This is a genomic window from Haliea sp. (assembly GCF_040221975.1).
Lineage (GTDB): Bacteria > Pseudomonadota > Gammaproteobacteria > Pseudomonadales > Halieaceae > Haliea.
The window spans coordinates 1-22,867 of sequence record NZ_JAVJWR010000029.1; the positions used below are offsets into that span (position 1 = coordinate 1).

At 58.4% G+C, this 22,867-nt stretch carries 22 protein-coding genes; 10 read left to right on the forward strand and 12 right to left on the reverse strand.

Going from position 1 to position 22,867, the window contains the following annotated elements; translation table 11 throughout:
• Window positions 1–87: 87 nt before the first annotated feature.
• Window positions 88–1,167 (reverse strand): IS630 family transposase, encoded by a 1,080-nt coding sequence (locus tag RLO07_RS11940; protein WP_462292380.1) that lies wholly within the window; start codon window positions 1,165–1,167, stop codon window positions 88–90.
• A 272-nt stretch (window positions 1,168–1,439) separates the two neighbouring features.
• Between RLO07_RS11940 and RLO07_RS11945 the strand changes: the two genes are divergently transcribed.
• The 5 genes from RLO07_RS11945 to RLO07_RS11965 all read left to right on the forward strand — a co-directional run bounded on the left by RLO07_RS11945 (window position 1,440) and on the right by RLO07_RS11965 (window position 5,772).
• Entirely contained in the window at window positions 1,440–2,396 is a 957-nt protein-coding gene (locus RLO07_RS11945) for a sensor domain-containing diguanylate cyclase (RefSeq protein WP_462292381.1), read from the forward strand.
• A 155-nt stretch (window positions 2,397–2,551) separates the two neighbouring features.
• Entirely contained in the window at window positions 2,552–3,658 is a 1,107-nt protein-coding gene (locus RLO07_RS11950; RefSeq protein WP_462292382.1) for an IS110 family RNA-guided transposase, read from the forward strand.
• Window positions 3,659–4,409: 751 nt separating this feature from the next.
• On the forward strand, window positions 4,410–4,700 hold the full coding sequence (locus RLO07_RS11955) for a type II toxin-antitoxin system ParD family antitoxin (protein ID WP_462292383.1): 291 nt from the start codon (window positions 4,410–4,412) through the stop codon (window positions 4,698–4,700).
• 533 nt (window positions 4,701–5,233) lie between these two features.
• Window positions 5,234–5,491 (forward strand): hypothetical protein, encoded by a 258-nt coding sequence (locus RLO07_RS11960; RefSeq protein ID WP_462292384.1) that lies wholly within the window; start codon window positions 5,234–5,236, stop codon window positions 5,489–5,491.
• Window positions 5,488–5,772 (forward strand): type II toxin-antitoxin system RelE/ParE family toxin, encoded by a 285-nt coding sequence (locus tag RLO07_RS11965; RefSeq protein ID WP_462292385.1) that lies wholly within the window; start codon window positions 5,488–5,490, stop codon window positions 5,770–5,772. Before RLO07_RS11960 ends, RLO07_RS11965 begins: the two co-directional genes overlap by 4 nt.
• A 460-nt stretch (window positions 5,773–6,232) precedes the next feature.
• Here the strand turns inward: RLO07_RS11965 and RLO07_RS11970 are convergent, their stop codons facing one another.
• Entirely contained in the window at window positions 6,233–8,425 is a 2,193-nt protein-coding gene (locus tag RLO07_RS11970) for an APC family permease (RefSeq protein WP_462292386.1), read from the reverse strand.
• A gap of 270 nt (window positions 8,426–8,695) precedes the next feature.
• Here RLO07_RS11970 and RLO07_RS11975 point away from each other — a divergent pair, with 270 nt between their 5' ends.
• Complete coding sequence (locus RLO07_RS11975) at window positions 8,696–9,025, forward strand: hypothetical protein (protein ID WP_462292387.1); 330 nt, start codon at window positions 8,696–8,698, stop codon at window positions 9,023–9,025.
• Window positions 9,026–9,141: 116 nt separating this feature from the next.
• On the forward strand, window positions 9,142–10,056 hold the full coding sequence (secF, locus tag RLO07_RS11980) for a protein translocase subunit SecF (protein ID WP_462292388.1): 915 nt from the start codon (window positions 9,142–9,144) through the stop codon (window positions 10,054–10,056).
• A gap of 26 nt (window positions 10,057–10,082) precedes the next feature.
• On the opposite strand, the gene RLO07_RS11985 is transcribed toward secF, so the two are convergent.
• Window positions 10,083–10,478 (reverse strand): ectoine synthase, encoded by a 396-nt coding sequence (locus tag RLO07_RS11985; protein ID WP_462292389.1) that lies wholly within the window; start codon window positions 10,476–10,478, stop codon window positions 10,083–10,085.
• Window positions 10,479–10,705: 227 nt separating this feature from the next.
• On the opposite strand from RLO07_RS11985, the gene RLO07_RS11990 reads away from it, so the two are divergent.
• Window positions 10,706–11,671 (forward strand): zinc-binding metallopeptidase family protein, encoded by a 966-nt coding sequence (locus tag RLO07_RS11990; RefSeq protein WP_462292390.1) that lies wholly within the window; start codon window positions 10,706–10,708, stop codon window positions 11,669–11,671.
• A gap of 261 nt (window positions 11,672–11,932) precedes the next feature.
• The gene (locus RLO07_RS11995) at window positions 11,933–13,240 is read left to right on the forward strand and encodes an ATP-grasp domain-containing protein (protein ID WP_462292391.1); all 1,308 of its coding nucleotides are present in this window, start codon (window positions 11,933–11,935) and stop codon (window positions 13,238–13,240) included.
• A gap of 14 nt (window positions 13,241–13,254) precedes the next feature.
• On the opposite strand, the gene RLO07_RS12000 is transcribed toward RLO07_RS11995, so the two are convergent.
• Both RLO07_RS12000 and RLO07_RS12005 read right to left on the reverse strand, forming a co-directional pair.
• Complete coding sequence (locus RLO07_RS12000; protein ID WP_462292392.1) at window positions 13,255–14,457, reverse strand: esterase/lipase family protein; 1,203 nt, start codon at window positions 14,455–14,457, stop codon at window positions 13,255–13,257.
• Entirely contained in the window at window positions 14,454–14,933 is a 480-nt protein-coding gene (locus RLO07_RS12005; RefSeq protein WP_462292393.1) for a hypothetical protein, read from the reverse strand. Before RLO07_RS12005 ends, RLO07_RS12000 begins: the two co-directional genes overlap by 4 nt.
• Window positions 14,934–15,174: 241 nt before the next feature.
• Between RLO07_RS12005 and ectB the strand changes: the two genes are divergently transcribed.
• Entirely contained in the window at window positions 15,175–16,431 is a 1,257-nt protein-coding gene (gene ectB, locus RLO07_RS12010) for a diaminobutyrate--2-oxoglutarate transaminase (RefSeq protein WP_462292394.1), read from the forward strand.
• A gap of 37 nt (window positions 16,432–16,468) precedes the next feature.
• On the opposite strand, the gene RLO07_RS12015 is transcribed toward ectB, so the two are convergent.
• From RLO07_RS12015 to RLO07_RS12045, 7 genes are all read right to left on the reverse strand, one after another.
• Entirely contained in the window at window positions 16,469–17,779 is a 1,311-nt protein-coding gene (locus tag RLO07_RS12015) for a malonyl-CoA decarboxylase (RefSeq protein WP_462292395.1), read from the reverse strand.
• Between the two features lie 125 nt (window positions 17,780–17,904).
• Entirely contained in the window at window positions 17,905–19,317 is a 1,413-nt protein-coding gene (locus RLO07_RS12020; RefSeq protein WP_462292396.1) for a dihydrolipoyl dehydrogenase, read from the reverse strand.
• A 14-nt stretch (window positions 19,318–19,331) separates the two neighbouring features.
• Window positions 19,332–20,354 carry an amidoligase family protein gene (locus RLO07_RS12025; protein ID WP_462292397.1) on the reverse strand — a complete coding sequence of 341 codons (1,023 nt, stop codon included), beginning with the start codon at window positions 20,352–20,354 and terminating at the stop codon, window positions 19,332–19,334.
• Window positions 20,355–20,515: 161 nt separating this feature from the next.
• A complete protein-coding gene (locus RLO07_RS12030) occupies window positions 20,516–20,800 on the reverse strand; it encodes a sll1863 family stress response protein (RefSeq protein WP_462292398.1) in 285 nt (94 codons plus the stop codon).
• A gap of 96 nt (window positions 20,801–20,896) precedes the next feature.
• On the reverse strand, window positions 20,897–21,184 hold the full coding sequence (locus RLO07_RS12035) for a sll1863 family stress response protein (protein WP_462292399.1): 288 nt from the start codon (window positions 21,182–21,184) through the stop codon (window positions 20,897–20,899).
• Between the two features lie 66 nt (window positions 21,185–21,250).
• Window positions 21,251–21,673 (reverse strand): nuclear transport factor 2 family protein, encoded by a 423-nt coding sequence (locus RLO07_RS12040; protein ID WP_462292400.1) that lies wholly within the window; start codon window positions 21,671–21,673, stop codon window positions 21,251–21,253.
• A gap of 24 nt (window positions 21,674–21,697) precedes the next feature.
• A complete protein-coding gene (locus tag RLO07_RS12045) occupies window positions 21,698–22,861 on the reverse strand; it encodes an acyl-CoA dehydrogenase family protein (RefSeq protein WP_462292401.1) in 1,164 nt (387 codons plus the stop codon).
• Window positions 22,862–22,867: the final 6 nt, after the last annotated feature.

Sequence of the window (22,867 nt, forward strand, 5' to 3'; positions counted from 1 at the left end):
GGAGAGCATCAATGCGAAGCTCAAACTGATCAAGGTGAGAGCCAAGGGATTTAGAAGCAACGTTCGTTTCCAGAATACGATCTGGTTCTATTTAGGGGGACTCAATCTGAAACACTGACCCACCGGAAAAAGGGAAGACCCCTCGGCGTTCTTCGTCCATTTGAATGGCTTGGCAAGATCACGGTTATGCACATGAATGAATCGCTTCAATTCAGACTTCAATTCCGGCACGCTGGTGAAAACTCCGCGGTACAGCGCTCGGCGTTCAAGTTGAGAAAACCAGCCTTCGACGGCATTCAACCACGATGCGCTGGTCGGCGTGAAATGAAAGTGGATTCTCGGTTGTCCCGCGACCCATTCCCTGACCTCCTTCGTTTTGTGAGCACTGAGATTATCCAGCACGATATGCAGGTCCTTGTCCTTCGGTGTTTGTCTTTCCACCTGCTTCAGGAAAGCCAGAAATTCTTTCGATCGCGATCGCTTCTCGACTCTGCCAATCACTTCACCAGGGAGGACATTAAAAGCCGCATAGAGCGCGGCGGTACCATTGCGCTTGTAGTCATGTGTGCGACTCCCAATTCGTCCCTCGGACAGCGGCAATCCAGGCTGGGTACGATCCAGAGCCTGAATTTGGGTTTTCTCGTCTACACAAAGCACCAGAGCATTCTCCGGTGGGTCCATGTAAAGGCCGACGATATCCACCACTTTTTCAGAGAAATCCGGATCATTGCTGATCTTGAAGGTTCTCAGTCGGTGCGGCTTCAGATCTGCCGCCTGCCAGATCTGACGCACTTGCCAAGTGGTTACACCCGCATACTTGGCCATCAAGGAAACGCTCCAGTGTGTGGCTTCCTGAGGAATATAGCGCGTCGTCAATGTCAGAACCCGGTCAACCGTATCAGCATCAATGACCGATGGGCGTCCTGGTCTCGGTTGGTCAAGCAGCCCCTCTGGACCGGATTCGATAAACCGCCTCTTCCACTTATGGACCGTTTTACACGACACCCGTTGAGCCGCTGCCACATCCGCCACCTTGGCCCCGTCAGACAAAGCGAGAATCATCTTCGCTCTGCTGACCTGCCCCTGAGGAAGCGATGTGCTACGAATCCAGCCTTCCAACGTCGCCGTGTTCTCTTCACTAACTTTGAAATTGCCATGAGTAACCATGGCGAGAGTATACCAAAAACAAACCTATCTAACCTTACTTTCCGCATGGCCCACTAGAATGTTAAAGATCCTTCAGTTATACAACGCGGCTCTCATGAAGCCGCTCCTGCGCAACAAGGCAGCAGAAGGAAGAAGGCGTTATGATGCTAGAAAACGACGGTGACCGTGTACGCAATCCGGCCGCATTTTCTGTTGAAGTGTCCTTCCGGATAATTTGATCGAATTTGGAAATTATGGGACAGCCCTCGTAACCATTCTCGAGAGAGGAGATCATGCTCGCAGTTCCTGATTATTTGCTCTCTGATTGGCAGGAGATTGCTGACCTGGTTGCCGACTTTTGTCGCGTGCCGGCGTGCCTTGTAATGCGGGGAAACTCGGCTACGATGGAAGTCATGGTCAGTGCCCGTCGGCCTGATGAGCCCTATGTTGCCGGAGAAACAGCTCCCCGGAATAACCAGCTCTACTGCGAGACAGTAATCAAGACGCAGAGACCGCTAGAGGTAGTCAATGCAGATGAAGACCCAGTGTGGCGCGGCAACCCCGACAATGAACTTGGCTTGATGTCGTACTTTGGCGTGCCTGTGAATTGGCCGTCGGGAGAGAACTTCGGAACCTTTTGTATTCTAGACAAAAAACCTAAGAAAACCACGTCGATGGAGCAGCGATTTATCAAGCGCTTCGCGCATGGGGTTGAGGACCATCTCCGACTGATAGACCTAAGCTCGAAGTACCAGTACGAAGCATCCCACGATGCTCTGACTGGTACCTTTAACCGCCGCGTGTTTACTGAGATTGGACACAACCTTATCAGTGCTGCACAGCGCTCAAAGTCATCGCTGGCGCTTGTCATGCTGGATATTGACCACTTCAAGTCGGTCAATGATTCTTTCGGTCACGCTGTGGGTGACAAGGTCCTTCAAGCAGTCGTCGATGCCGTGAAGTCAAGCTTGCGGGAATCTGACCTACTGGCGCGGATTGGCGGTGAGGAGTTCGTCGTGCTGGGGAATGTCACCAAGACTGAGGACCCATTGGCCTTGGCCGAGCGTGTCCGTATAGCTGTGGAACGGGCGGAGTCCCCTGCAGCTATTGTCGGTCATAAGGTAACTGTGAGCTGTGGCGGATCCGAACTCAGGCCAGGTGATGATCTCAGCCTGTTACTCAGTCGCGCAGACAAAGCTCTTTACGAAGCCAAATCTTCTGGTCGGAACAACAGTAAGGTAGCTCCCTAGACATAATGGCCCGCCTTTAGCGGGGGCGGACCTTCACAGGTCAAGTTGCTGAAGAGGCCTGCCTCCTACGGTATCGTGGGTTGCGCACTGCTGTGCGCCTATCCACATGTAGAACGCCCGAGGGCGATATCTACAACAAGTACAGGAGGCAGACCGTGGACAATCCTATCATGGGTTTTGTTGGATTAGATGTGCACGCGACGTCCATCGCGATCAGCTTTGCAGCCACTGGACGATCAAAGCCACGCTTCGTTGGTACAGTCGGTGTAAAACGCGCTCAGTTGAGCAAGGCACTCGCACAGCTTGGTGACCCGACCTCGTTACAGGTCGTTTATGAGGCCGGTCCTTGCGGCTACACACTGGCCCGGGAACTCGCCGAACAAGGGTACCACTGCGACGTTATTGCCCCGGCAAAGGTCCCACGTGGACCGGGAGACCGGGTCAAGACGGATCGGCGTGATGCTTTACAGTTGGCCAATCTGGCACGTGCGGGCGCCTTGGTGCCGGTGGTGATTCCGGATGCTCGCGACGAGGCCATCCGGGATCTGTCACGCGCCCGGGAGGACGCCGTGCGGGCACGCCTGAAGGCCCGCCAGCAGATGAAGGCGCTGATGTTGCGTCACGGTCGACGCTATTCTGGCAAGACCTCCTGGACCGCGGCCCGCGAGCGGTATCTGGCGGCAGTCACGTTTGACCATCCTGCCCAGGACATCGCCTTCGTAGAGTACCGTCAAGCAGTGGCGGTCTGTCAGGCGCGAGTCGAGCGACTGACTCAGGCCCTGGCAGAGCAGGTCGAGGGGTGGCGGATGCGGCCCGTGGTGCATGCGCTGATGACCTTGCGTGGACACGATCTTGTAGCGGCCACGACACTGGTAGCGGAGCTGGGTGACCTGCGTCGCTTTGCTCGGCCGCGCGACCTGATGGGATATCTGGGATTAGTCCCCAGCGAGCACTCCAGTGGGACCAAACGCCGGCTCGGGTCAATCACGAAGTCCGGCAATGGCCACGCTCGGCGCGTACTGGTCGAAGCGGCCTGGAACTACCGCTTCCCGGCCCGCATCAGTCGCGCCCTGCAAGTGCGGCAGGAAGGTCAGCCAGCCACTGTGAGGGATATCGCTTGGCGGGCTCAGTTGCGTCTATGTCATCGCTATTGCCGACTCAGCGCCCGCGGCTTGCAACACAACAAGGTTTGCGTCGCCATCGCCAGAGAACTGTTGGGATTCGTCTGGGACATTGGGCAGCACGTCTCTCCGGAAGCATGAGCATTGAGCCTGGCAACAGGAGGTAAACCAAGATGAATTGAAGCGCAACAACACACTGAATCGGAAACGCGATGCGCGGACACGATGAGGGGAATCCTCGATCGGGCTATGTGGGCGTCGTAGTAATCGACCGCGACGATCCCCGACTCTAGAGCGAGGCAGCCCCGCGACGTATCTCTGTCATGCGGTAACCAACCCGCGAATATCAGCGTGATCCATCGTCGTTGAACGCTCCGCGCGTCGCGTTCCTGATTCGGTGTGAAACTGTTTCTGTCAATGCCGCCGGCAGTGCGTTTAATCGCACAGAAACTGGTTTTGCCGGTTGACAGGGGTGGGCCATATCAGCCCGCTTCACTCACCGTTTTTTTGATGGGCCCATTTTTGCCTTTTTCACGGCAATTCGAATGGCAGGTTCGGCGATCGTAGCGCGCGGGGCTGACGGAGGCGCCATTGCGCCTGCCTGCAGTACTCTGTAGGCGACGATTTCGGCGGCTCCACGCCCTCAGATCATGCCAAGTCCGATAGCCGGACGAACGATATCTCCGGCAGGTTGCCGGTGACGGGTGAGACCAGTTTGGTGGAGGGCGTTTATCCCGGTGGCGCCCACGCAGGGCAGCGGCGCAGGTTGGCGAGGATCTCGGCAATGTCGCTGGCGTAGGGATACGCCTCGGAGAACGAGAGCCAGACCTTGCGTACCGTGATCTGGATCCGGGCACCGATCTAGGCCTGTAACACAGAGGAGTTGTACCCCATGCCAACACGCAACGTAGTCCTCAGCGACCATCAACAGGACCTGGTTGAGAGCCTGGTGAAATCCGGGCGGTACCAGAGCGCGAGTGAGGTTTTACGGGAGGGGCTGCGTCTGATCGAGCAGCGCGAGCATCTGGAGGCCGCCAAGTTGCAGCCCCTCCAGGACGCGGCGAACTTAGGCTGGGCGGATATCGCTGCCGGTCGCTACACGGATGCTGGTGATGACCAGCTCGACGACTTCATTGGCCAACTGGGCCTGAGTGCCGCCGCTCGGGCGCAGTCAGCTGTTTGATGGTGCAGTACCGTTTATCCGCCGCCGCCCAAGCGGATATTGTCGACATTCTGGCCTGTCGTGACCATGGTGACTCCCAGTGCACTTCCTGTGCACGTTGCTTAAGTGGAAACAGTCGCTTCACCGCCAGGGCACGGTAGTGTCCCGTCAACTGGTGTAATTCCGGTCTCCAGATTCATTGCCTCGGGCAGACTTCGTCTGAAATCAGTGGCAGGCTTGGTCTGGAATACGCAACCGGAGGCACCGGAGCGGGGTGTTGCGGCAGTGCCGTTGAATCCGCGGGCGGGAGAACCGTCAGCTCCGCCGTCGCCGGCGACCACGCTGCGAGCTCCGCTGGACGCTGAGGATGACGACCTGCCACCGGGTGTCTTTGCCCAAGTGCGCGCTGTCGTTTGTGGCAAATCGAAACCAGGTATCCCGGTGGGCTGAGGCTCGCCGGGGTGTTTCACTTGGTACTGATGATGTATATACTTTGTCAGTATCTTTTGCGCAAGTATCGGAGCTTGAGTATGCGAAAGGAAGCTGTTTTTACCATGAAGCTGGAGCCCGAACTACGGGCCGAGTTCATGGCGGCCGCTGCGATTGAGGATAGACCCGCTTCTCAGGTTATGCGTGAGTTGATGCGTGGCTATATCGAGCAGCAGCAACAAATCCGCGAGTACAACGAATATCTTCGGCGTAAGGTCGAGGCTGGCCGCGCCTCAATGCGGGCTGGTCGAGGTGAATCAAATGATGAGGTTGAAGCTGCGTTCGCCGCACGGCGTGACAGGGTGATGGCAGATCAAGCGTGATAGTCGTTTGGTCAGCGGAAGCGCAACAGGATCGTGCAGCTATATGGGATTACATTGCCGCCGACAATCCCGTTGCTGCAGTCGAAATGGATTCGCTATTTAGCAACGCGGCGGCGAGACTGGAAGCACATCCGATGATCGGGCGAGCGGGGGCGATCGCCGGGACCCTCGAGCTTATTCCTCACGCAAACTATCACCTTGTGTACGAAATTGATGGCGACAGGGTATGGGTGCTGGCCCTGGTACATTCCGCTCGGCTGTGGCCTCCGATTAGTGAATAGCCTTGTACATTTCAGGTAACACCGTGCAATCTCTTGAGTACACAACGACAGCGTAAAATACTGCCATGGTGATCGCCGACGGGCGCCGGGACATGCAGTCCTCGTTGCAAAGGCGATTGTTGCCTGCCTGAATCGATGTCAGACTCTTCCGCTGAGAGCCACTTTCTGGGAAACTGTATTTGAACCCCGGACCACCATCCAGGGCTCAGAACGCGACGGTACCAGTGACGGTATCTGACGGGTTTTACGTTTGGAATATGTCGAGAAATCAAAGAGGTAGGCCTGCTATGCAAATCCTGCCGCCCCGACCAATTTCCCATCCAACACCACCCGCAAGTTCCACTAAAGCCCCGCCATATATTATTAATGTATATAGGTTGAAAGAAACACCCATCGATCCCGAGACCAGGGTTGCACCTTGCGCCGCACATTTCCACGCAGCCTCGGTAACCAACGACAGCTAACGGAACAAGTCGAAAAAAGGCAGATCTTCCGCTGCCATGGCCTGTATAACCAGGGACGCATTCGGCAACTGGCTCTCCAGGGTACGATAATAACTGGTATAGACATCGAGACTCTCTCCCGGCTCGGGCGCGCGCATACCCAGAAGTACAATTTCCGCGTCCCCGGAGACACGTTGCATCAGTTGACCCAACGATTCCCCGGCCTCCCGATGGACAAAGTGAATCGTCGCGTGGATGCGCGCATGGGCCAGCATTTCACGGAGGTTATCAGAGAACGCGGACGGATTATCTCCTTCCCGCAAGGTGGGTCCGTCACACTGAATCTCGATTGAGAGTCCACCCCAAACTTCCGAGTGGCGTATCAGGTGCGCTATCGCAAGCATGAACCCGAGATTGCTCTTGTGCCCTCCCCACCACAGATGTAGCGCTCTGCGTGGTGGCCCCTGCATCTCCCCACTACTACCTTCACGCACGACGATTACATTCAACCCATCGCTATAGCTGTCCTGTATAAGTGCTACCAGATCATGTGCCTCGTCAAACTGGTAGTCGTGCGCGAACATGACGGTGTTGGGCCGCAAGGGACCGAAACCGTAATAACGTATCATCTCACCCATACCTGCGCGCAGGTTGTGGGTGCGATGAACTCGAGAAAGCGCCGCGATCTTCCTTTTCTCAAACAACTGCCCCAGGCCCTCGCGCAGGAGTTCTACCTGCTCATCAGCCTGGTCATGCCGCAGCAGTGTCGCCAGAGTCAATAGCCCGCGGTTCTGACTGAGGGCATTGGCCAGTTCTACCAAATACCAGCGCCGGGTTGGCGCTCCCGTGAATACCAGCATGTTGGGTCGCCAGTTGCGTACATCCGGCTGATAGTCCCGCAGCCGATAGAGCAACGTGCGGAGAAGGAACAGCCATGCACCGGTCCTGACATCGGTCCACCGTCGGCCCAGATGCCGGTGCGACAACCAGAGATAGATAGACAGGCAGACCAGCAGTGCGGCGGCGCTGGCCGACGGTGTCAGAACGAACATTACTGTAAAGCTTCCCACAGCACCCAGAGCGCTGACCCACCAACGCACATTGAAGGTCGGTCGCCAGCTGGGGTTGTCCAGCCAGGCTTCAACTGCGGCGGCAAAGTTGAGGATACCGTAGGTTGCGAGGAAGAAGACGCTGAGCGCTTTTGCAATGGAGTTGAGGCCGCCCGACCAGAGCGCAACGAGGATGATTGCCAGGGTGAGCAGCGTGGCGACTCGGGGGGTATCATCACCGGGCTTGCCCCGCCCGAGGAATGCGGGCAGCACTCTGTCTCGCGCCAACTGCTGAAGCATGTGGGGGCCGGCGAGAAGGTTGACCAGTGCGCTCGACAGGGCTGCGCCCCAGATTCCGCAGTAAAAAAATCCCTCGTGGGGCATCAGTCGCTGCATGACAAGCTCATCATCAACCAGGACGGACGGGGGTACCCAGGCAATCAACAACAAAGGCACCGCCATATATATCAAGTAGGAGACTGCAATCGCGCCAAGAGAGCCAATGGGTATGGCGTGCTCCGGATTGCGCAAGCTTCCGGAAAGACCGACTCCGGCCTCAATACCGGTAACTGCCGGAAAGAATACAGCGAACGCAATAAAAAACGTCACCTCGGTGGAAGATTCAGTGGGCGTGACAAATCCGTCCTCTGGTGGGCCGCCCAACGCCAGGGCGCCAAGGCTCAGCAATATCATGCCGAACACCGGAAGCTGGCTCCGGGCCGCGAGCCTGGTGGAGTACAACGATAGCGCGGCCAGCACAACCAGGCTGATTGAAGCGATCAGCGGAGCGGAATAACCCGGCAGCAGCATCTGCAGGGATTCCGCGAAGCCCAGCAAGTAAAATGCCACCCCAAGCGTTTTGCCAAGATAGAGGGGCAAACCAACGGCTCCACCCACCTCCAGTCCCAGGGAGCGGCTGATCATGTAATAACTACCGCCACCCCCGACCTTCATGTTGGTCGCGATAGCGGATACAGAAAGCCCGGTGAGGAAGGTAATCGAGGTGGCGAGCGTGATCAGCACCCAGGTCTCGATCAGGCCGAGGTGACCGACGATCCAGCCGAGACGAAGAAACAGAATTACCCCGAGAATCGTAAGTAGACAGGGTAAAAAAACCCCAAGGAATGTACCCAGGCGCGCGCCTACCTGCCCGTCGCTCATATCACCCCATGCTGGCCGTTCGGTATGCCGCTGGCGCAGGGCGCGCTCACGAAGCTAACTGCCAGATCATTTGAACAAGGATCATACTAAACCTGTAAGAACCGACATTCTATGGGCCGCCTGCGAGAAAAATTTCTGTTGAGGATGCCATCGCAACCACTATGGATAGCTCTACCCAGATTACTCCTGGCACTTTTCCGGCTATCGCCTGTCCGGGGAACCATGTTATTAATAGCCTCTCGGCGTAGCTTGTCCATCCAGGCCCCCACCATGGCACCCTCCATTCCAGGCAAGACCCTCTCCCAGCTGGGGCTGTGCCTGCTGTTGATCGGCAATCTGCTGCTTTGGCCTGCTTCCTGGAATGCGCCTGCGTTCCACGGTGGCCAGTTCGAGCAGCTGGGCGATTGTTCGCCGCCGTTTCTGGTGGGGGCCGGTGACGGCTCTTCAGGCGACGATACCTGTGCTGACTCCCACACGGCAAGGTCCCGGACCGGACTGGCTGCATCTTCCATGGACGGTGCTGTCCGTGCTGCCGTTGCCACCCGCATCCGCATCAGCCGCTACCCCGTTCTTCCCCAGGCCCCTCCCGTATTCACCTGAACTGTTTTTCGCCCATGTAGCACCGTGAGCGGCCCCTGACTCCTGAGCCTTGCGGTGGGGAGGCAGGTACCGATGGTGGCTTCATGGTTACACAGGATTTCACAGGTGAGAGTTTCATGAAGACCATCAATTTCATGGGCTGGCGCAAAACGGCCCTCGCAATTTCACTGCTGCTGCTGTTCGTGTCAGTCGGCTCTCTTGTTACCCGCCAGCTAAACTGGGGACTGGACTTCACCGGCGGTACGCTGGTGGAGGTGCACTATAGTGACACTGCCGACCTCAAGCAGATTCGTGCGGATCTGGATGCTGAGGGATATCCGGGCGCCATCGTGGTGGCCTTCGGGACGGATCGCGATGTCCTGATACGTCTGCCCCAGGGGCATTCAGAGTCAGCCGGGCAAGCGCTGCTGGAGACCCTGCAGGACAAGGTCGATGGTGCGGTCGAGTTGCGTCGGGTCGAGTTCGTTGGACCCCAGGTGGGTGATGAGTTGCGGGAGCAGGGGGGGCTGGCGATGTTGCTGGCACTGGGTCTGATCATGGTCTACATCGCGCTCCGCTTCCAGTTCAAGTTTGCAGTAAGCGCGGTGATAGCGCTGGTACACGATGTGATCATCACCCTGGGCTTCTTCTCGGTCATCGGCCTGGAGTTCGACCTGACCGTGTTGGCTGCAGTGCTGGCAGTCATTGGCTATTCACTCAATGACACCATCGTGGTCTACGACCGGATTCGCGAGAATTTTCGCAAGCTGCGAGGAGTGAGCCCGTTGGAAGTGGTCAATATTTCACTGACCGAAACACTGGGCAGAACCACGATCACTTCGCTGACTACTGTCATGGTGCTCGTCTCACTCGCGGTTTTTGGGGGTGACATGATTCTCGGTTTTGCGATTGCCCTGCTGGTAGGCATTACGGTGGGCACATACTCGTCGATCTACATGGCGTCCAACATTCTGCTGCTCATGGGTGTCAGCAAGGAAGACCTCATGCTGCCTGCCAAGGACGGTACGGAGCATGAGGACCTGCTACCCTGACAAAGTGGTTTATGTTGTGGCGTTCATCAGTCTTGGCTGGTGTCTGGCAGGTAGGCGCCATCTTCGTCGTGTACTTCACGGCCGGTGACCGGCGGATTGAAGGCACAGATCAGGCGCATGTCTTCGCTGCCACCGCGAAGCGTGTGCTGATCATGCTTGTCGAGTGCGTAGAGTGTGCCGTCGGAAATTTCGTGGGTCTCGCCGGTTGCCTTGTCGGTAATGGTGCCGTTACCGGCAACACAGTACACCGCTTCCAGGTGGTGCTTGTACCAGAGGTTGAGTTCGGCACCGGCCGGGATAATAGTCTCGTGAAATGAGAATCCCATGCCGTCCTTCTTCAGCAGCATCCGGCGGCTGGTCCAGCCGGGGCCGTGCACTTCGCGCTCGGTGCCAATAATGTCTTGTACTCGCACAATTTTCATCGGTATACCTCGTGTAATAACAGAACAGGTCTTTTAGTGGTAACATCAGCGTCAACTGAAACGACTGGAAGCAGGGTAGCATTATTTCCTGTCGTGGACACAGTCACTGCTCTGATAGCAGCCTCTGATGCTGTACCTGCAAACTGGCGGGCCAGCTTCTGCATATCATCCTGGTCCCGCGAAAACTCCCAAGCCAAGCGTGTCAAGCACGCCGGAGCTCTTTGTATATGCTGACTTTTTCCAATCCGGTTGGCTCTGGAACCCTCTGGTTCCACAACCTGACCACTGCTGACGGTACACCGGTAGCCTATGATCCCCAGGCTCGGGCTTTCCTGCCCACGCCGCCATTCTGCGCAAACCGCGATATCATTGGTTGCAACTGGATCGCGCCCGAGGGTGGTGCCTTTTGTCGCGCCTGTGCCATGACGGCGCTGGCGCCGGATCCGGGCCTTCCCAACGCCATCTCCAATTGGGCCGATACTGAAGCGGCGAAACGCTGGGTTCTGGATAATTTTGGCCGCTGGCACTGGTTCAGACCGGAAGATCCAGGCACACGCCCCGTTTTTCACATGCTCGCCGATGGCCACACGTTGGCTGCCATGGGGCATGGCGACGGCGTCGTAACCATGAGCGTATCCGAGGCCGACCCGGTGGTGCGCGTTACCCGCAGAGAGGCTCTGGACGAGCCTTACCGAACCATGATCGGGCACATGCGCCACGAGATTGCGCACATGCTCTGGTGGCGGCTGAGCCTGCGCGAGGACTTTCTGGTTGCATTCCGGGAGATGTTTGGAGACGAGCGATCCGACTACACGGCGGCGCTCCTGAGGCATTATGATCAGGGGCCCCCCAGAGACTGGAAACTGTTTTACCTGACCAGCTACGCCTCGGCGCATCCACACGAGGACTGGGCTGAGACCGCTGCGCACTTGTTGCACCTGACAGATATCACCGACAGTTTTGTAGCGACAGGCCTGACCTCTCCAGAGCTGCCCCGGCACAATTGGGACCCTTACTCAGAACCGGATTGTGGGTTGTTGATCGGCGTAGCTGCTGCACTGGCGACACGCATCAATCACATCAATCGTTCCATGGGATTGTCAGACGTTTATCTCTGCGCGCTTTCAGAAGCAGCCCATCGCAAACTTGCCTTCGTCCACGGCTGGTTGCGTCGCGGCGCTCTCGGATTCTGATTGGCTGCTTTCTCCGCAGTTTTGGTGCGATCGCGTACAGGTTTGTCTTGCTGCAATCCCGCGCTGATCTATGGCAAAAAAAAGCCACTGCATTTTTGTGATATACTCACGTTTCTAGTGGTTGTGATTTTGGTGCATTTAAAGTAGCCGGATTCCCAGCTTTCTCAGTCGTCTCTGAGCGACTCTGTCTGCAGCCGGATCCACTTAGTATTCTGGCTTGATTGGCGGTTGTCGCAAGGGGATCAATCAGGAGAATCTTTAATGTCCAATATGGGTGAAAACAAGCTGTCGCAGGAAGTACTGTCCTGGCGCGACCCGGACTTTGACTCGGTAAAGGGAACCGAGGCCCCCAAGGATCCGAACAAGGGCTATATTGCCTTGCTTGGCTGGAGCGTCAACGCAATCAAGGCGGCGCAGAAGTTTGACCGCCGCTACGTGGTCGTTGCACCGGAGTGGGCTGCGGATTTCTGTACCGCAAACAACATACCTTTCATTTCATGGGATTTTGTCCGCCTGAATGACAGGTCTCTGGAGATTGCCGAAAGGCTGAAGGCGGAAGGTGTCGATGTCGCCATACCGCTTTTTGAAGAAACTGTCGAATGGTCTGGCGCCATCAATTCCGTTCTCCTCAACAACCCTCGCATGTACGGGCAGTCCATCCTGTTTCGCGACAAGGCCCTGATGAAGCGCCGTGCGCAGCTCGGTGGTATCAGAGTCGGTATTTTCGAAGAAGCGCACGAGAAGGAAGACATCGTGCGTTTCATGAAACGCGTTAACCAGACCTTGCTCAAGCTTGATGGTGACCCGGATGACCCGATTCACGTCAAGGCCTTCGACAAGGCCGGCTGCCTCGGTCACCGAATGATCCGCAAGATAGAAGAGATCGACGCCATTCCGGCCGAGGAATATCCGCTGTTGATGGAGAGCCACCTGGATGGCTGGGAGTTTGCCGTTGAGGCCTGGATCCACGACGGCAAGATCAAGTTCCTCAACATTTCCGAGTACGTGACCCTGGGCTATTCGGTGTTCGTGCCCGCCACCGAACAGCTGGAAAGCTGGCGCAACGCAATCACCAAGCAGATTGAGTTGCTGATCAAGACGTTTGATATCCATTTCGGATTGATTCATCCGGAGTACTTCGTCACCGCTGACGGGGAGATGTACTTTGGGGAGGTTGCCTATCGGCCACCCGGGTTCAAGGCCTTCGAGTTGATTGAGCGGGCCTATGGGTTCAATGCCTACCAGGCGTCCATGTTGGTGTTCGATCCCAAGAGCAGCAAGGAGGAGGTAGACAATTTCTTCCCGCGTGAAGTGGTCGACGCCAAGGGTTACGCCGGCTGCTTCGGTGTCTATCCACGCCGTCGTGTGGTCAGCAAACTGGAAATGCCCAAGGAGTGTGTTGAGCACCCGTATTTCGAGTCACACGAACTGGTCGCTCCGGCGGAGGAGACCGTTCCTGACCGGTCAGCCTTCGGTACACACTGGGGGCTGGTGTTTTTCTTTGGTGACGATCCCATCAAGATGCGGGATCTGCTGAAGGCCCAGGAGGATCTGGACTTCTACGTCTAGAGACATCCCGGCGGTCAGCACAACTCAGCGCCAGCAGTCCACCATTGGGCGAGTTGCTGGTGCACCCGCGGGTCACTCAACAGGTCAAAGTGATTGCGTTCGTGAAACACGCGGCAGTGTTCAGGGTTGACGCTCAGGCATCTGGACGTGTCCCTGTGATAGCCCACTGCGCTGTCGGTGCGCACCAGCATGTCCCCGAGCAGGACCCCCAGTGGATGGCGCTGGTGGGCGCCCAGTGTGGCGGCAATAAAATAGTAGTCAACGTCTTTCAGCAGGGGTACCAGCCTGCGTCGGTCCCCGCCCGGTCGGTCGGGGTGCCGACCGCGCCAGTCTTCCTCAAGGAGATTGCCATAGCGCAGGTCCTTGATGCCGGCGCTTCGATATTTTCCCAGAGCCAGTGGTCGCGTGAAAGGTGTTTGCTGTAGCGCCATATCGAGGGCATGACCCGCCCGTTCCAGCGGAGCGCCGTGATGCGGCGTTCCGAGGCAGGCGACCCGCCGCAGCTGTGCCAACCAGGGCAAACCGGCCTGCTCCGCGTACCAGCAGGCGCTGCGGATAACCAGTCCTCCCATGCTGTGCCCGACCAGGGACAGCGACTTTATTGCGACCGGCCAGGCCCGGAACAGGGTGTCCAGCACTGCAGCCAGTTCGCGACCATTGCAGGAAATATGACGGCCGCTGTTGTAGCGCAGATACAGCGGGGTGCAGCCGGTCGCTTGCTGCAGGCTGCTGCCGAGCGCAGGTGCTCCCGCGCGCGTCCAGCCAAGCTCGGACATGCCGAGACCGTGCACCATAAGCACAACGTGATTGCCGTGGCCTGGGATGGCCGTCGCCAGCGCCTCTGGTTCCAGGCACAGTGCGGCCCCGTCACTCAGCACGGTCATGGGGAGGGCGAGCGGATTTGCGGTTGCTTCGAGATGGTCGCCAAAGGCGCCGTTCAGTGCCGCTATTGCCCGCAATTCATTGGCCGAGACGGGGTGGTCGGCCAGAGTCGGGGCGGGCAGCAGTGCCAGGGAGCGGTCCACACCCTGGCGCAGAGTCGCATTCACCCCGCGGATGATCGCGTACACCGAAGCGGCAATGGGGCCTCGCGCAATAGCCTTGTGCACTCCCTCCACCGCGTTGGTGACGCCCGCCACGGAGTCGAATGCCAGCCGCAGGCCGCCGCGAACAGTGCGAACGGAGGGCGCGCCCCGCTTTATCGGCTGTGGGCTCACGCGTCGTCCTCGCTGTCTGGGCCGGGAGTTGGGCCCGCCAACTCGCCGAGGCAGGCAACACACAGGAGAGCGGGGCGGGGGCCGGCAGGTACGCCGATGGCGGCGCGGCCGCCCCGGGCCAGAATGGCATTGCAGTACTCGCAAACCCCGTTGCGGTTGAGCGTGATTTCCTGCCAGCCGATGATCGCCTCGGGCTCGACCGGATCTGGTGGCGCTACTCCCTCGGGTCCGGGAGCCTGAGGCGCTGGCGTGCGGCCCTGGACGGCACGGGCGATCCGGGCGCTGTCGCTGACTACGTCCTCCACCAGATTAAAGGTATTCAGCAGTACATTGCGCACAACAGTGGATACGGAGAGACCCAGCTGCTCAGCGCGCCCGCGCAACTCTTCATCAAGGTGCTCGGGTATGCGCGCCTGCAGGACTTTCGGCTTGCGCTGTTTGCGCTTGTTGCCCGCCGGCTTGTGTGTTGTTGCCATGGCTTTTCCTGCTCTAGTGTATTACATAATGTGCAAACGTAGTTCAAATGTAATACAAAAGCAAGCGCGGCGACTGTTGCAAGCCGGCGGCTTTCCGCCGCTGGCGTTGCCGGCAATCAGGTACAGAGCAGCGCTTCTGGACAACAAATTGACATACAGCCCTGTCAAGCCTGAAATCTGTGCCGCTATTGCGCTAAGATTGTGGATTGTCCGGCGGTAGCGCAGTTGAGGGAGAACAGATATGAAAGTGTTTGAGAAGCATGAGTCGGAAGTTCGCGGCTACATTCGATCCTTTCCGGTGGTCTTTGACAAGGCCATCGGCGCGGAACTGTTTGATGAAGACGGTAACCGCTATATCGATTTCTTCGCCGGCGCAGGCACCCTGAATTACGGCCATAATCCGGACGCTGCCGTCGAGGCCAGCATCAAGTACCTGCAGGACCGGCGTATTGCCCACGGCCTCGACAAGGCTACGGTCGCCAAGCAAAAGTTCATCGAGGTGTTCGTCAAGTACATCCTTGAGCCGCGGGGCTACGATTACAAAATGCAGTTTACCGGCCCCACCGGTACCAACTGTACCGAAGCCGCCATGAAGCTCGCACGCCAGGTCAAGGGGCGCGCCAATATCGTCGCGTTTACCAATGGTTACCATGGGCACACCATGGGCGCCCTTGCGGTGACGGGTAACGAGGCCTATCGCGACGCCTCCTACGGGTCACGGGGCGCAGTCTCGTTCATGCCCTTTGACGGCTTCCTGGGCGCTGATATCGATACCATCCATGTTTTCCGCCGCTATCTCGAGGATCACGGTTCCGGTATGGAAACACCGGCTGCGGTGATTGTGGAAACGGTGCAGGGAGAGGGCGGGATCAACGTCGCCTCCACGGAATGGCTGCAGAAGCTCGCCGCCCTGTGCAAGGAATTCGATATCCTGCTGATTATCGACGATATCCAGGTCGGTAACGGTCGCACCGGCAAGTTCTTCAGTTTCGAGGAGGCCGGGATAGAGCCGGATATGGTATGCCTGTCCAAGTCCATTGGCGGCGGCAATCCGATGGCGGTATTGCTGATGAAACCGGAAGCGGACGTCTGGTCACCGGGTGAGCACACCGGCACCTTCCGCGGCAACTCCCTGGCGTTTGTGGCGGCTACCGAGCTTATTCAGCAGTACTGGGCCGATGACAGCCTGACTGCCGAGGTGGCACGCAAATCCAGCATCATGATGGAGGCCTTGAACGGTTTGCGCGATGAGTTTCCCGCACTGAATTGCAAGGTGCGTGGCCGCGGTCTGGTGCTGGGCATAGAAACCCCCGTCGCCGGCTTTTCGGACAAAGTGGCTGCCTGCGCGTTTGAAAAGAAACTGGTGTGTGAGACCTGCGGTGCCGATAGTCAGGTCAACAAGCTCTTTGTGGCGCTCAATATCGAAGATGAGATGTTGCGTGAGGGCCTGGAGATATTCCGCGAGGCCTTCAGGGAAGTGGCGCGGGAGACGGTGTAGGTCTCCGGCCGTCGCCGCGGTGCAGCCGCGGCGGGTATCAGCTTTGGCTGGTGAGCAATTTGCGGACTGCGGGGGCTGCGGCGATCTCGCCGCGATTGAGGAATGCCTCGTGGTGTTCTTCCACTTCTTCCAGGTCGTATTCATAATTCACCAACAGCCCCGCCGATTGCTGCAGGCCCTTTGGTGATACGTCTCCGAGCCAGTTGATGCGGGCGATGCTGGCGCCGTTGCCCAGGTGAAAACGTGCCACCGGATCCAGCGGTGAGCTGCCGCGCTTTTCCTGCAGCAGATAACGGGCGCAGAGGCGCATGAGCAGCGGCTGCAGTTTCGCGCTCAGGCTGCTGTCCCGGTGCCAGTCCGGCGAGTCCAGCGCGGTGAGCAGTGCGGCTTCACTGGCCGCAAGCAGGGTTTGCTGTTCATCCACCAGTAGCCCGTTCAGCCATTTCCTGAAGCCCGGTATCGGCGAGAGGGTGGCAAATTCAGCCAGCTGCGGCATTTCCTCTTGCAGGCGCATGACGACCTGCTTGATCAGGAAATTCCCGAAACTGATGCCCCGGAGGCCCGGCTGGCAGTTGCTGATGGAGTAGAAAATCGCGGTTTTCAGGCGCTCCTGGTCAACCGCGCCTTTCTGAGGCGCGAGAATGCTCTGCACTGAACTGGAGACCGAGCCCACCAGCGCCACTTCGACAAAAATGAGTGGTTCATCCGGCAGAGCAGGGTGGAAGAAACCAAAGCAGCGCCGGTCCTGGGCATCCAGGCGCCGGCGCAGGTCGTCCCAGCCCTGCATTTCGTGCACAGCCTCGTATTCGATCAGCTTCTCCAGCACAGCGGCCGGAGATTCCCAATCCAGGGTTCTGAGCTTGAGGAAGCCGGGGTTGAACCAGGAGCTGAGCAGGTGCTGCAGGTCGTCGTCGACGGCCCGCAGTGAATCGTCAGCGGGCACCAGAGCCAACAGGTCTTCGCGCATGTTGACCATGGTGCGGGTTCCCTTGGGCGCCATGTTGATGCGCCGGAACAGCGTCTGTCGCGGTGACTCCACGGCTCGGGCCAGCGCCCGGTAGGCTTCCAGGCTCAGGGTGTCGCGGTAGTCCTCCGCACAGCGATTGATCAGCTCGGGGTCCGGGTTGTAGTCCGCAGCCAGGGTGTGGAAGAAGTCTGCTTTCTGTTCCTGGTTAAGCGCGGCATAGGTGACTGCGACCTCATCTGCCAGGGCAATGCCCAGCGCCTCGCCCTTGTTGGAGTAAAGCTGGCTGCACAGCGCAGTGATGGTGTTCCTGTCGCGGGCGGAGCGGCGCAGCAGGTTCTTGCCGGCGTTGGCTACGGAGTTGAGCCAGCGATTGATGACCATGATCTATCCATCCGGGAAAACTGGCCCAAGATGTTACTTGGACAAAATGGCCATGACCATACCACTCTGGGGGTGGAATCCGGGCCGTCGGCTGCGGCAAGCGGCCGTCGGTTGTCAGCCCGGCATCAGTCCAGCGCTTCGATCTGGAAACCTTCGCACGCGGCGAGGTCGGAGTGTTCAAACCCGGATTCCCGGGTGATTTCACGCAAGGCGGTACGCAGGCCTTCTTCCAGCACGGGATGATAGAACGGCATTGCCAGGAGATCGGATGCAGTCAATCCGCGATGAATTGCCAGAGCGACCAGGTGGGCCAGGTGCTCGGCTGCGGGGGCGCACATTTCGGCACCAAGGATACGGCCGCTGTCCCGTGCCGCATAGACCCGCAGAATGCCCTCGTTGCGCTGTGCAGTCAGTGCACGCCCTTGCGACGAGAAATCCACACAGCCGGTGGTGAATTTTCCTGGGTGAAGATCGGCATGGCGCTGACCAATGATTGCCACACCGGGAGACGAAAAGACCACGGCGAGTGGCGTGCGACGTTCAAAGCAGGTTACCTCGGCGCTGACGGCGTTGATGCCGGCAATAAAGCCTTCATCCGCGGCTTCATGCAGCAAGCCGCGATCGGCGTTGACATCGCCGGCAATAAAAATTGGCAGATCCGCAATTTGCATGGTTGTCGCATCAAACGCTGGCAGGCCGCGCTTGTCGAGTTCGAGCCCCAGCGCCGACAGGCCGATGCCATCGAGATTGGGTTGCCGACCTATGGCAACCAGGACCTTTTCCACCTCCAGGTCGATGGGGCCAGCCTGTACTCGCACGCCATTGCGCGTGGCACTGAGTTCGACATCATGGCCTGTATTCAAGGTCATTTCCCTGCCCAGCGCAGTCCGCAGGCAATCGCTGACCACGGGATCGGAAATGCCCGCCAGTCGAGAACTATTGCTGAATGCGTGTATTTCCACCCCGAGGCGAGCAAGTGCCTGGGCCATTTCCACGCCCAGGGGTCCCAGGCCAATCACTGCCATGGATGATGGCAGTGTCTGTTGCTCGAAAAATGTATCGGTGGTCAGGAGCCGATCACCCAGGGTGCGCCAGGCATCAGGCACGACCGGATGGGATCCGGTTGCGATAATAATGCTCTGCGCCTCGAATCGCTGCTCGTGAACCTGGACCGTATTGGGCCCGACAAGGCGGGCTTTTCCCTCGATACTCCGCTCTCCCAGCGACTCGGTGGACTTGAGCACTCCCGACACAAAGCGATCACGCAAGCTGCGGACTCGCTGCAGCACTGCGGGTATGTCGATCGATAAAGCGGCGCTGCCGCGAATACCGAAGGCGTCAGCCCGGTGCCGTGCGTGATAGGCATTGGCAGCCTCAATAAGGGTCTTGGAAGGCATGCAGCCAACCCGGGCACAGGTTGTGCCGTAGGGCTTTTCATTAACCAGCACGAAGCTGTCGGTCTTCTTCTTGACTTGACGGAGCGCGGCCAGCCCGGCTGAACCAGCGCCGATAACGACGACATCGACTTGGGTATTCATCGAGTTTCCCCTGTTCAGCTCTGCGATCCGTTGCCGGCAGCCTTCACCAGCCATTCGGCTTCGACTGTTTTTGCCCAACTGCTGAACAGGCGCTTCACCGGACTGCCCAGAAACTCCGAGTACGCTTCGCAGCAAGCTTGCAGTCGCTCCTCATCCGCAGCCAGGCGCTCGACTTCCACCCAGTCGTTCCAGGCCACATACAGCCCCCACCCCGGCTTGTCGATTTGGCAATCCGGGAGACGATAATGAAAGGTGGGGCGGGCTTTGATCAGCGCGTCTCCGGTCTTGGCGCGGACACGGTTTTCATCGAGAAACATGAACAGCGGCAACATGTCCAGCGCCCGGTTGCGTGTCGGGTTGTCGATGAGATAGTCGTCAATCAAGGTCGCAAGGTCAGGCCAATAGTCCGCAGCGAGAAGTTTCTTCACATAGTCAGTTGGAAACGGGTCAACGTAGCTGGTCACCCGCCGCGAGAGGTCGACATCGGCGCGCTCGTAAAGCCAGTCGTATAGACACAAAAAGGCCTTGAGGCTGGCGGCAATCAGCCCGGGTTCGTGGCTGGGCAGCTCCGGGTTCAGCTGCATGCCGAAGGCATTGATGGCGCTGTCCGCAGTGCCCTTGGCTCCGGCGTCGCGCAGGTGCACGATCAGCGTCTCGACTTCGCCCAGCCGCTCCAGAGGCAGCGGCGGACTGACAATCTCCAGCGGTACCAGTGCCTCCGCGGCCCAGGCAAGCACCTCTTCTGCCGATTGACCGATCTTGTCCGAGAGAGTTTTATCCCCGCGCTCTTCGCGGCCAAGCTGTTTGAGCAGGTCATAGTCCAGTTCAACCACCCAGTCACCCGCCGGGTCACCTTGCAACTGACGCTCGTAGCGTCCGCTGGAGGTAACATCGAGATTGAAAAAGCCGGCTACCTCCGCGGCTAGCGCGTCGAGATCAAGGCCGCTCATTTCCAGCTCGATCCCGATATGACGGGGTTTGCCTTCGGCGTTTTCCTGCCAGGGCGGCTGTTTCAATTCCTCGCCTGTTGGCGGCATGTTCTATATCGCTCCTGAATGTGTCAGTTGGGGCTGCCTGCAGCTGCGCCCGCATTTGCAGCCAAGCTGTGCAAACGGGTCAATGCCGAGTTTGCCTGTTTGGCTGACGATCAAGAGATGCGTAACGGACCTGTCGAGGGCCGTTACGCTTGGGAGATAGGTCAGAGCTGCGACTTGAAGTAATTGAACGACTGCTTGAGGGTCTTGGCGACGTGCTCGACCTCGTCGACCATGGATTCCCAGGCGCTCTCGGAAGCTGACCTGAGCTCATCGAGCTTTGCTCTTGCCTGCTTGACTTCCTTGCGCAGTCTGACAACCTGTTCGTCGTATTTTTTTTCGGCAGCGTCGCTGGCATTTTTCGCCTTGCGCTCCAGTTGATCGATCTCGTGGTTCATCTCGTCAATTTGCTGCTTCATCCGCTCAGCGTACTCATCTCGTTTCGACATTGCGTATCTCCTCTAAGGGACATGAAACAGGGCGGGTGCGGCCCTGCGGGGCTTTCAGGTTAGACCGGGTATGAACGGCGCAATACAACCCTGACATTACTTGAAGCGGGAGGAAGCCGATTTTACAGAGATGCTGAGTGAGTGCCAGGCATTGTCCAAACCGGCCTTTAGATCTTCCCAGGCATCATCGCTGGCGTCCTTCAGTTCGACAAGCTTTTCACTTGCCGCATCCTGCATCGAACGCAGCTCTTCAATCTGCTTGTAATAATCCAACTGCACATCGGCTTCGGCTGAGTCAGCCTTGGCTTTGAGTTTGTCGATGTCTGCACGCCATTCATCCAGCTGACTTTGCAGTTTCTTTTCGTAGGCCTCTTTCATGCTCATGTAAGTTTCCTCTCCAGATTCAGTGTGATGGAGCCAATATGTTGAATGTACGCCTAGCCACCAGTGCTACACAAGATCATTTGCCAGTTCCACCGTCCCTGCCGCGAGGGCGTTGATTTTCTGGGTGTCGTGGTAGAAGGGTCTGATCTCGGTAATCAAACCGTCGCGAAGGCGCCAGATTTCGCAGATGGGCATGCTGAAAGCCTCGCCACTGGCCTTGCTTTGTCCGCTCATGGTCGCCAGCACCACGACGGTGTCGCCGTCGCCAATATACTCGTCGATGGTGACGGCGGTATTGGCGAAGGTCGTGAATACCCTGCGCACCAGCTGGTTGAAACCCTCGACGCCGGAGACCACACCGCCGAAGGGGAGCGAGCCGGCCTCGATAACCTGTACCTCCGGGTGGAGCAGGCTGGCCACGGTTGCCCTGTCTCCCTCCCGGGCGGCGCCCAGGAAGGTGCGGACGATGTCCTTGCTGCTGTCAGTCATGTCGGCTCCTGCCTGTGCGGGTACTCAGAATGACCTCGGCATCCCGTAGCTCTCGGCGATCATGTTCTTGGCCATCTCGTTGCTGATCGGCCCCAGGCGCAGCAGTCTGGAGTCACGCCAGTAGCGCTGCATGTCGGTTTCCGCGGAGTAGCCCATGCCACCGAGAATCTGTATGCCCAGGTCGGCGGCCTTGCTGACGTAGTCCGAGCACAGCACCTTGGCCATGCCCGATTCGATCGCGCTGGGCCTGTCTTCCGCCTGCAGGCGGGCGGTATGCAGGACCATGAGCTCACCCTGCTTCTGCCACATGGCCATGTCGGCGAGGTAGTGCTGCAGGATCTGGAACTGGCCGATGGGCTGGCCGAAGGCGCGGCGGGACTGCATGTGGGCCACGGCGTCCTCGATCACGCCATCCAGCATGCCGAGGCAGGTGGCGGCATTGACCAGGCGCTCGTTGTTCAGGGTCCTGGTGGACTGGTACCAGCCCCGGTTGGGCTCGCCCAGCAGGAGTTCGTCGGGGACGAACACATCTTCCATCAGCACGGTACAGGAGCTCATGGCGCGCATACCGAGTTTTGCAAGCGGCGTTACCGTGATCCCCTTGCTGCTGCGAGGTACAAAAAAGATGGAGATACCGTCGCTGCGTTTTGCGGCTTTCATGTCCGTGCGCGCCATGACCAGCAGGTAGTCGGCGACATCGGCGCCGGTGCTCCAGATCTTCTCGCCGTTCAGGACCCAGCCGCCGTCGACCTTGTCGCCCCGGGTTTTCATGCCGCCGAGCAGGTCGGTGCCGCCGCCGGCCTCGGTAAAGCTCATTGCGGTCTTGAGTTCACCACTGGCGATACGGGGCAGGAACGCCTGCTTCTGGGCCTCGGAGCCGCAGAAGTTGACCGCCTTGGTACCGGAAAAGGAAGTGACCCCCCAGACCCAGCTCAGCCCCGCCGCGGTGCGGGAAAACTCCCGCGCAAACAGGGTCTGGTTGAGAATGGTGCCACCCTGGCCGCCGTATTCCTCGGGGACACCGATACCATGGGCGCCGAACTCCACCAGTTTGTCCCACAGTTCGTGCGGGAAGACATGTTCCTGCTGTTCGAGCTGGCGGCACCAGTCCTTGGGGCACTCCTTGTCCACCCACTTGCGGGTGACATCGACAAATAACTGGTCTTCTTCCGACAGGTCCATGCTCATGCGGTG

Coding starts and splice junctions, on each gene's coding strand:
- RLO07_RS11970 (WP_462292386.1), bottom strand. CDS start 8,425: ATGAGCGACGGGCAGGTAGGCGCGCGCCTGGGTACATTCCTTGGGGTT.
- RLO07_RS12020 (WP_462292396.1), bottom strand. CDS start 19,317: ATGAATACCCAAGTCGATGTCGTCGTTATCGGCGCTGGTTCAGCCGGG.
- RLO07_RS11960 (WP_462292384.1), top strand. CDS start 5,234: ATGAAGCTGGAGCCCGAACTACGGGCCGAGTTCATGGCGGCCGCTGCG.
- secF (WP_462292388.1), top strand. CDS start 9,142: ATGAAGACCATCAATTTCATGGGCTGGCGCAAAACGGCCCTCGCAATT.
- RLO07_RS12025 (WP_462292397.1), bottom strand. CDS start 20,354: ATGCCGCCAACAGGCGAGGAATTGAAACAGCCGCCCTGGCAGGAAAAC.
- RLO07_RS11940 (WP_462292380.1), bottom strand. CDS start 1,167: ATGGTTACTCATGGCAATTTCAAAGTTAGTGAAGAGAACACGGCGACG.
- RLO07_RS11955 (WP_462292383.1), top strand. CDS start 4,410: ATGCCAACACGCAACGTAGTCCTCAGCGACCATCAACAGGACCTGGTT.
- RLO07_RS11990 (WP_462292390.1), top strand. CDS start 10,706: ATGCTGACTTTTTCCAATCCGGTTGGCTCTGGAACCCTCTGGTTCCAC.
- RLO07_RS11945 (WP_462292381.1), top strand. CDS start 1,440: ATGCTCGCAGTTCCTGATTATTTGCTCTCTGATTGGCAGGAGATTGCT.
- RLO07_RS11995 (WP_462292391.1), top strand. CDS start 11,933: ATGTCCAATATGGGTGAAAACAAGCTGTCGCAGGAAGTACTGTCCTGG.
- RLO07_RS12045 (WP_462292401.1), bottom strand. CDS start 22,861: ATGAGCATGGACCTGTCGGAAGAAGACCAGTTATTTGTCGATGTCACC.
- ectB (WP_462292394.1), top strand. CDS start 15,175: ATGAAAGTGTTTGAGAAGCATGAGTCGGAAGTTCGCGGCTACATTCGA.
- RLO07_RS11985 (WP_462292389.1), bottom strand. CDS start 10,478: ATGAAAATTGTGCGAGTACAAGACATTATTGGCACCGAGCGCGAAGTG.
- RLO07_RS12040 (WP_462292400.1), bottom strand. CDS start 21,673: ATGACTGACAGCAGCAAGGACATCGTCCGCACCTTCCTGGGCGCCGCC.
- RLO07_RS12015 (WP_462292395.1), bottom strand. CDS start 17,779: ATGGTCATCAATCGCTGGCTCAACTCCGTAGCCAACGCCGGCAAGAAC.
- RLO07_RS12005 (WP_462292393.1), bottom strand. CDS start 14,933: ATGGCAACAACACACAAGCCGGCGGGCAACAAGCGCAAACAGCGCAAG.
- RLO07_RS12035 (WP_462292399.1), bottom strand. CDS start 21,184: ATGAGCATGAAAGAGGCCTACGAAAAGAAACTGCAAAGTCAGCTGGAT.
- RLO07_RS11975 (WP_462292387.1), top strand. CDS start 8,696: ATGGCACCCTCCATTCCAGGCAAGACCCTCTCCCAGCTGGGGCTGTGC.
- RLO07_RS12030 (WP_462292398.1), bottom strand. CDS start 20,800: ATGTCGAAACGAGATGAGTACGCTGAGCGGATGAAGCAGCAAATTGAC.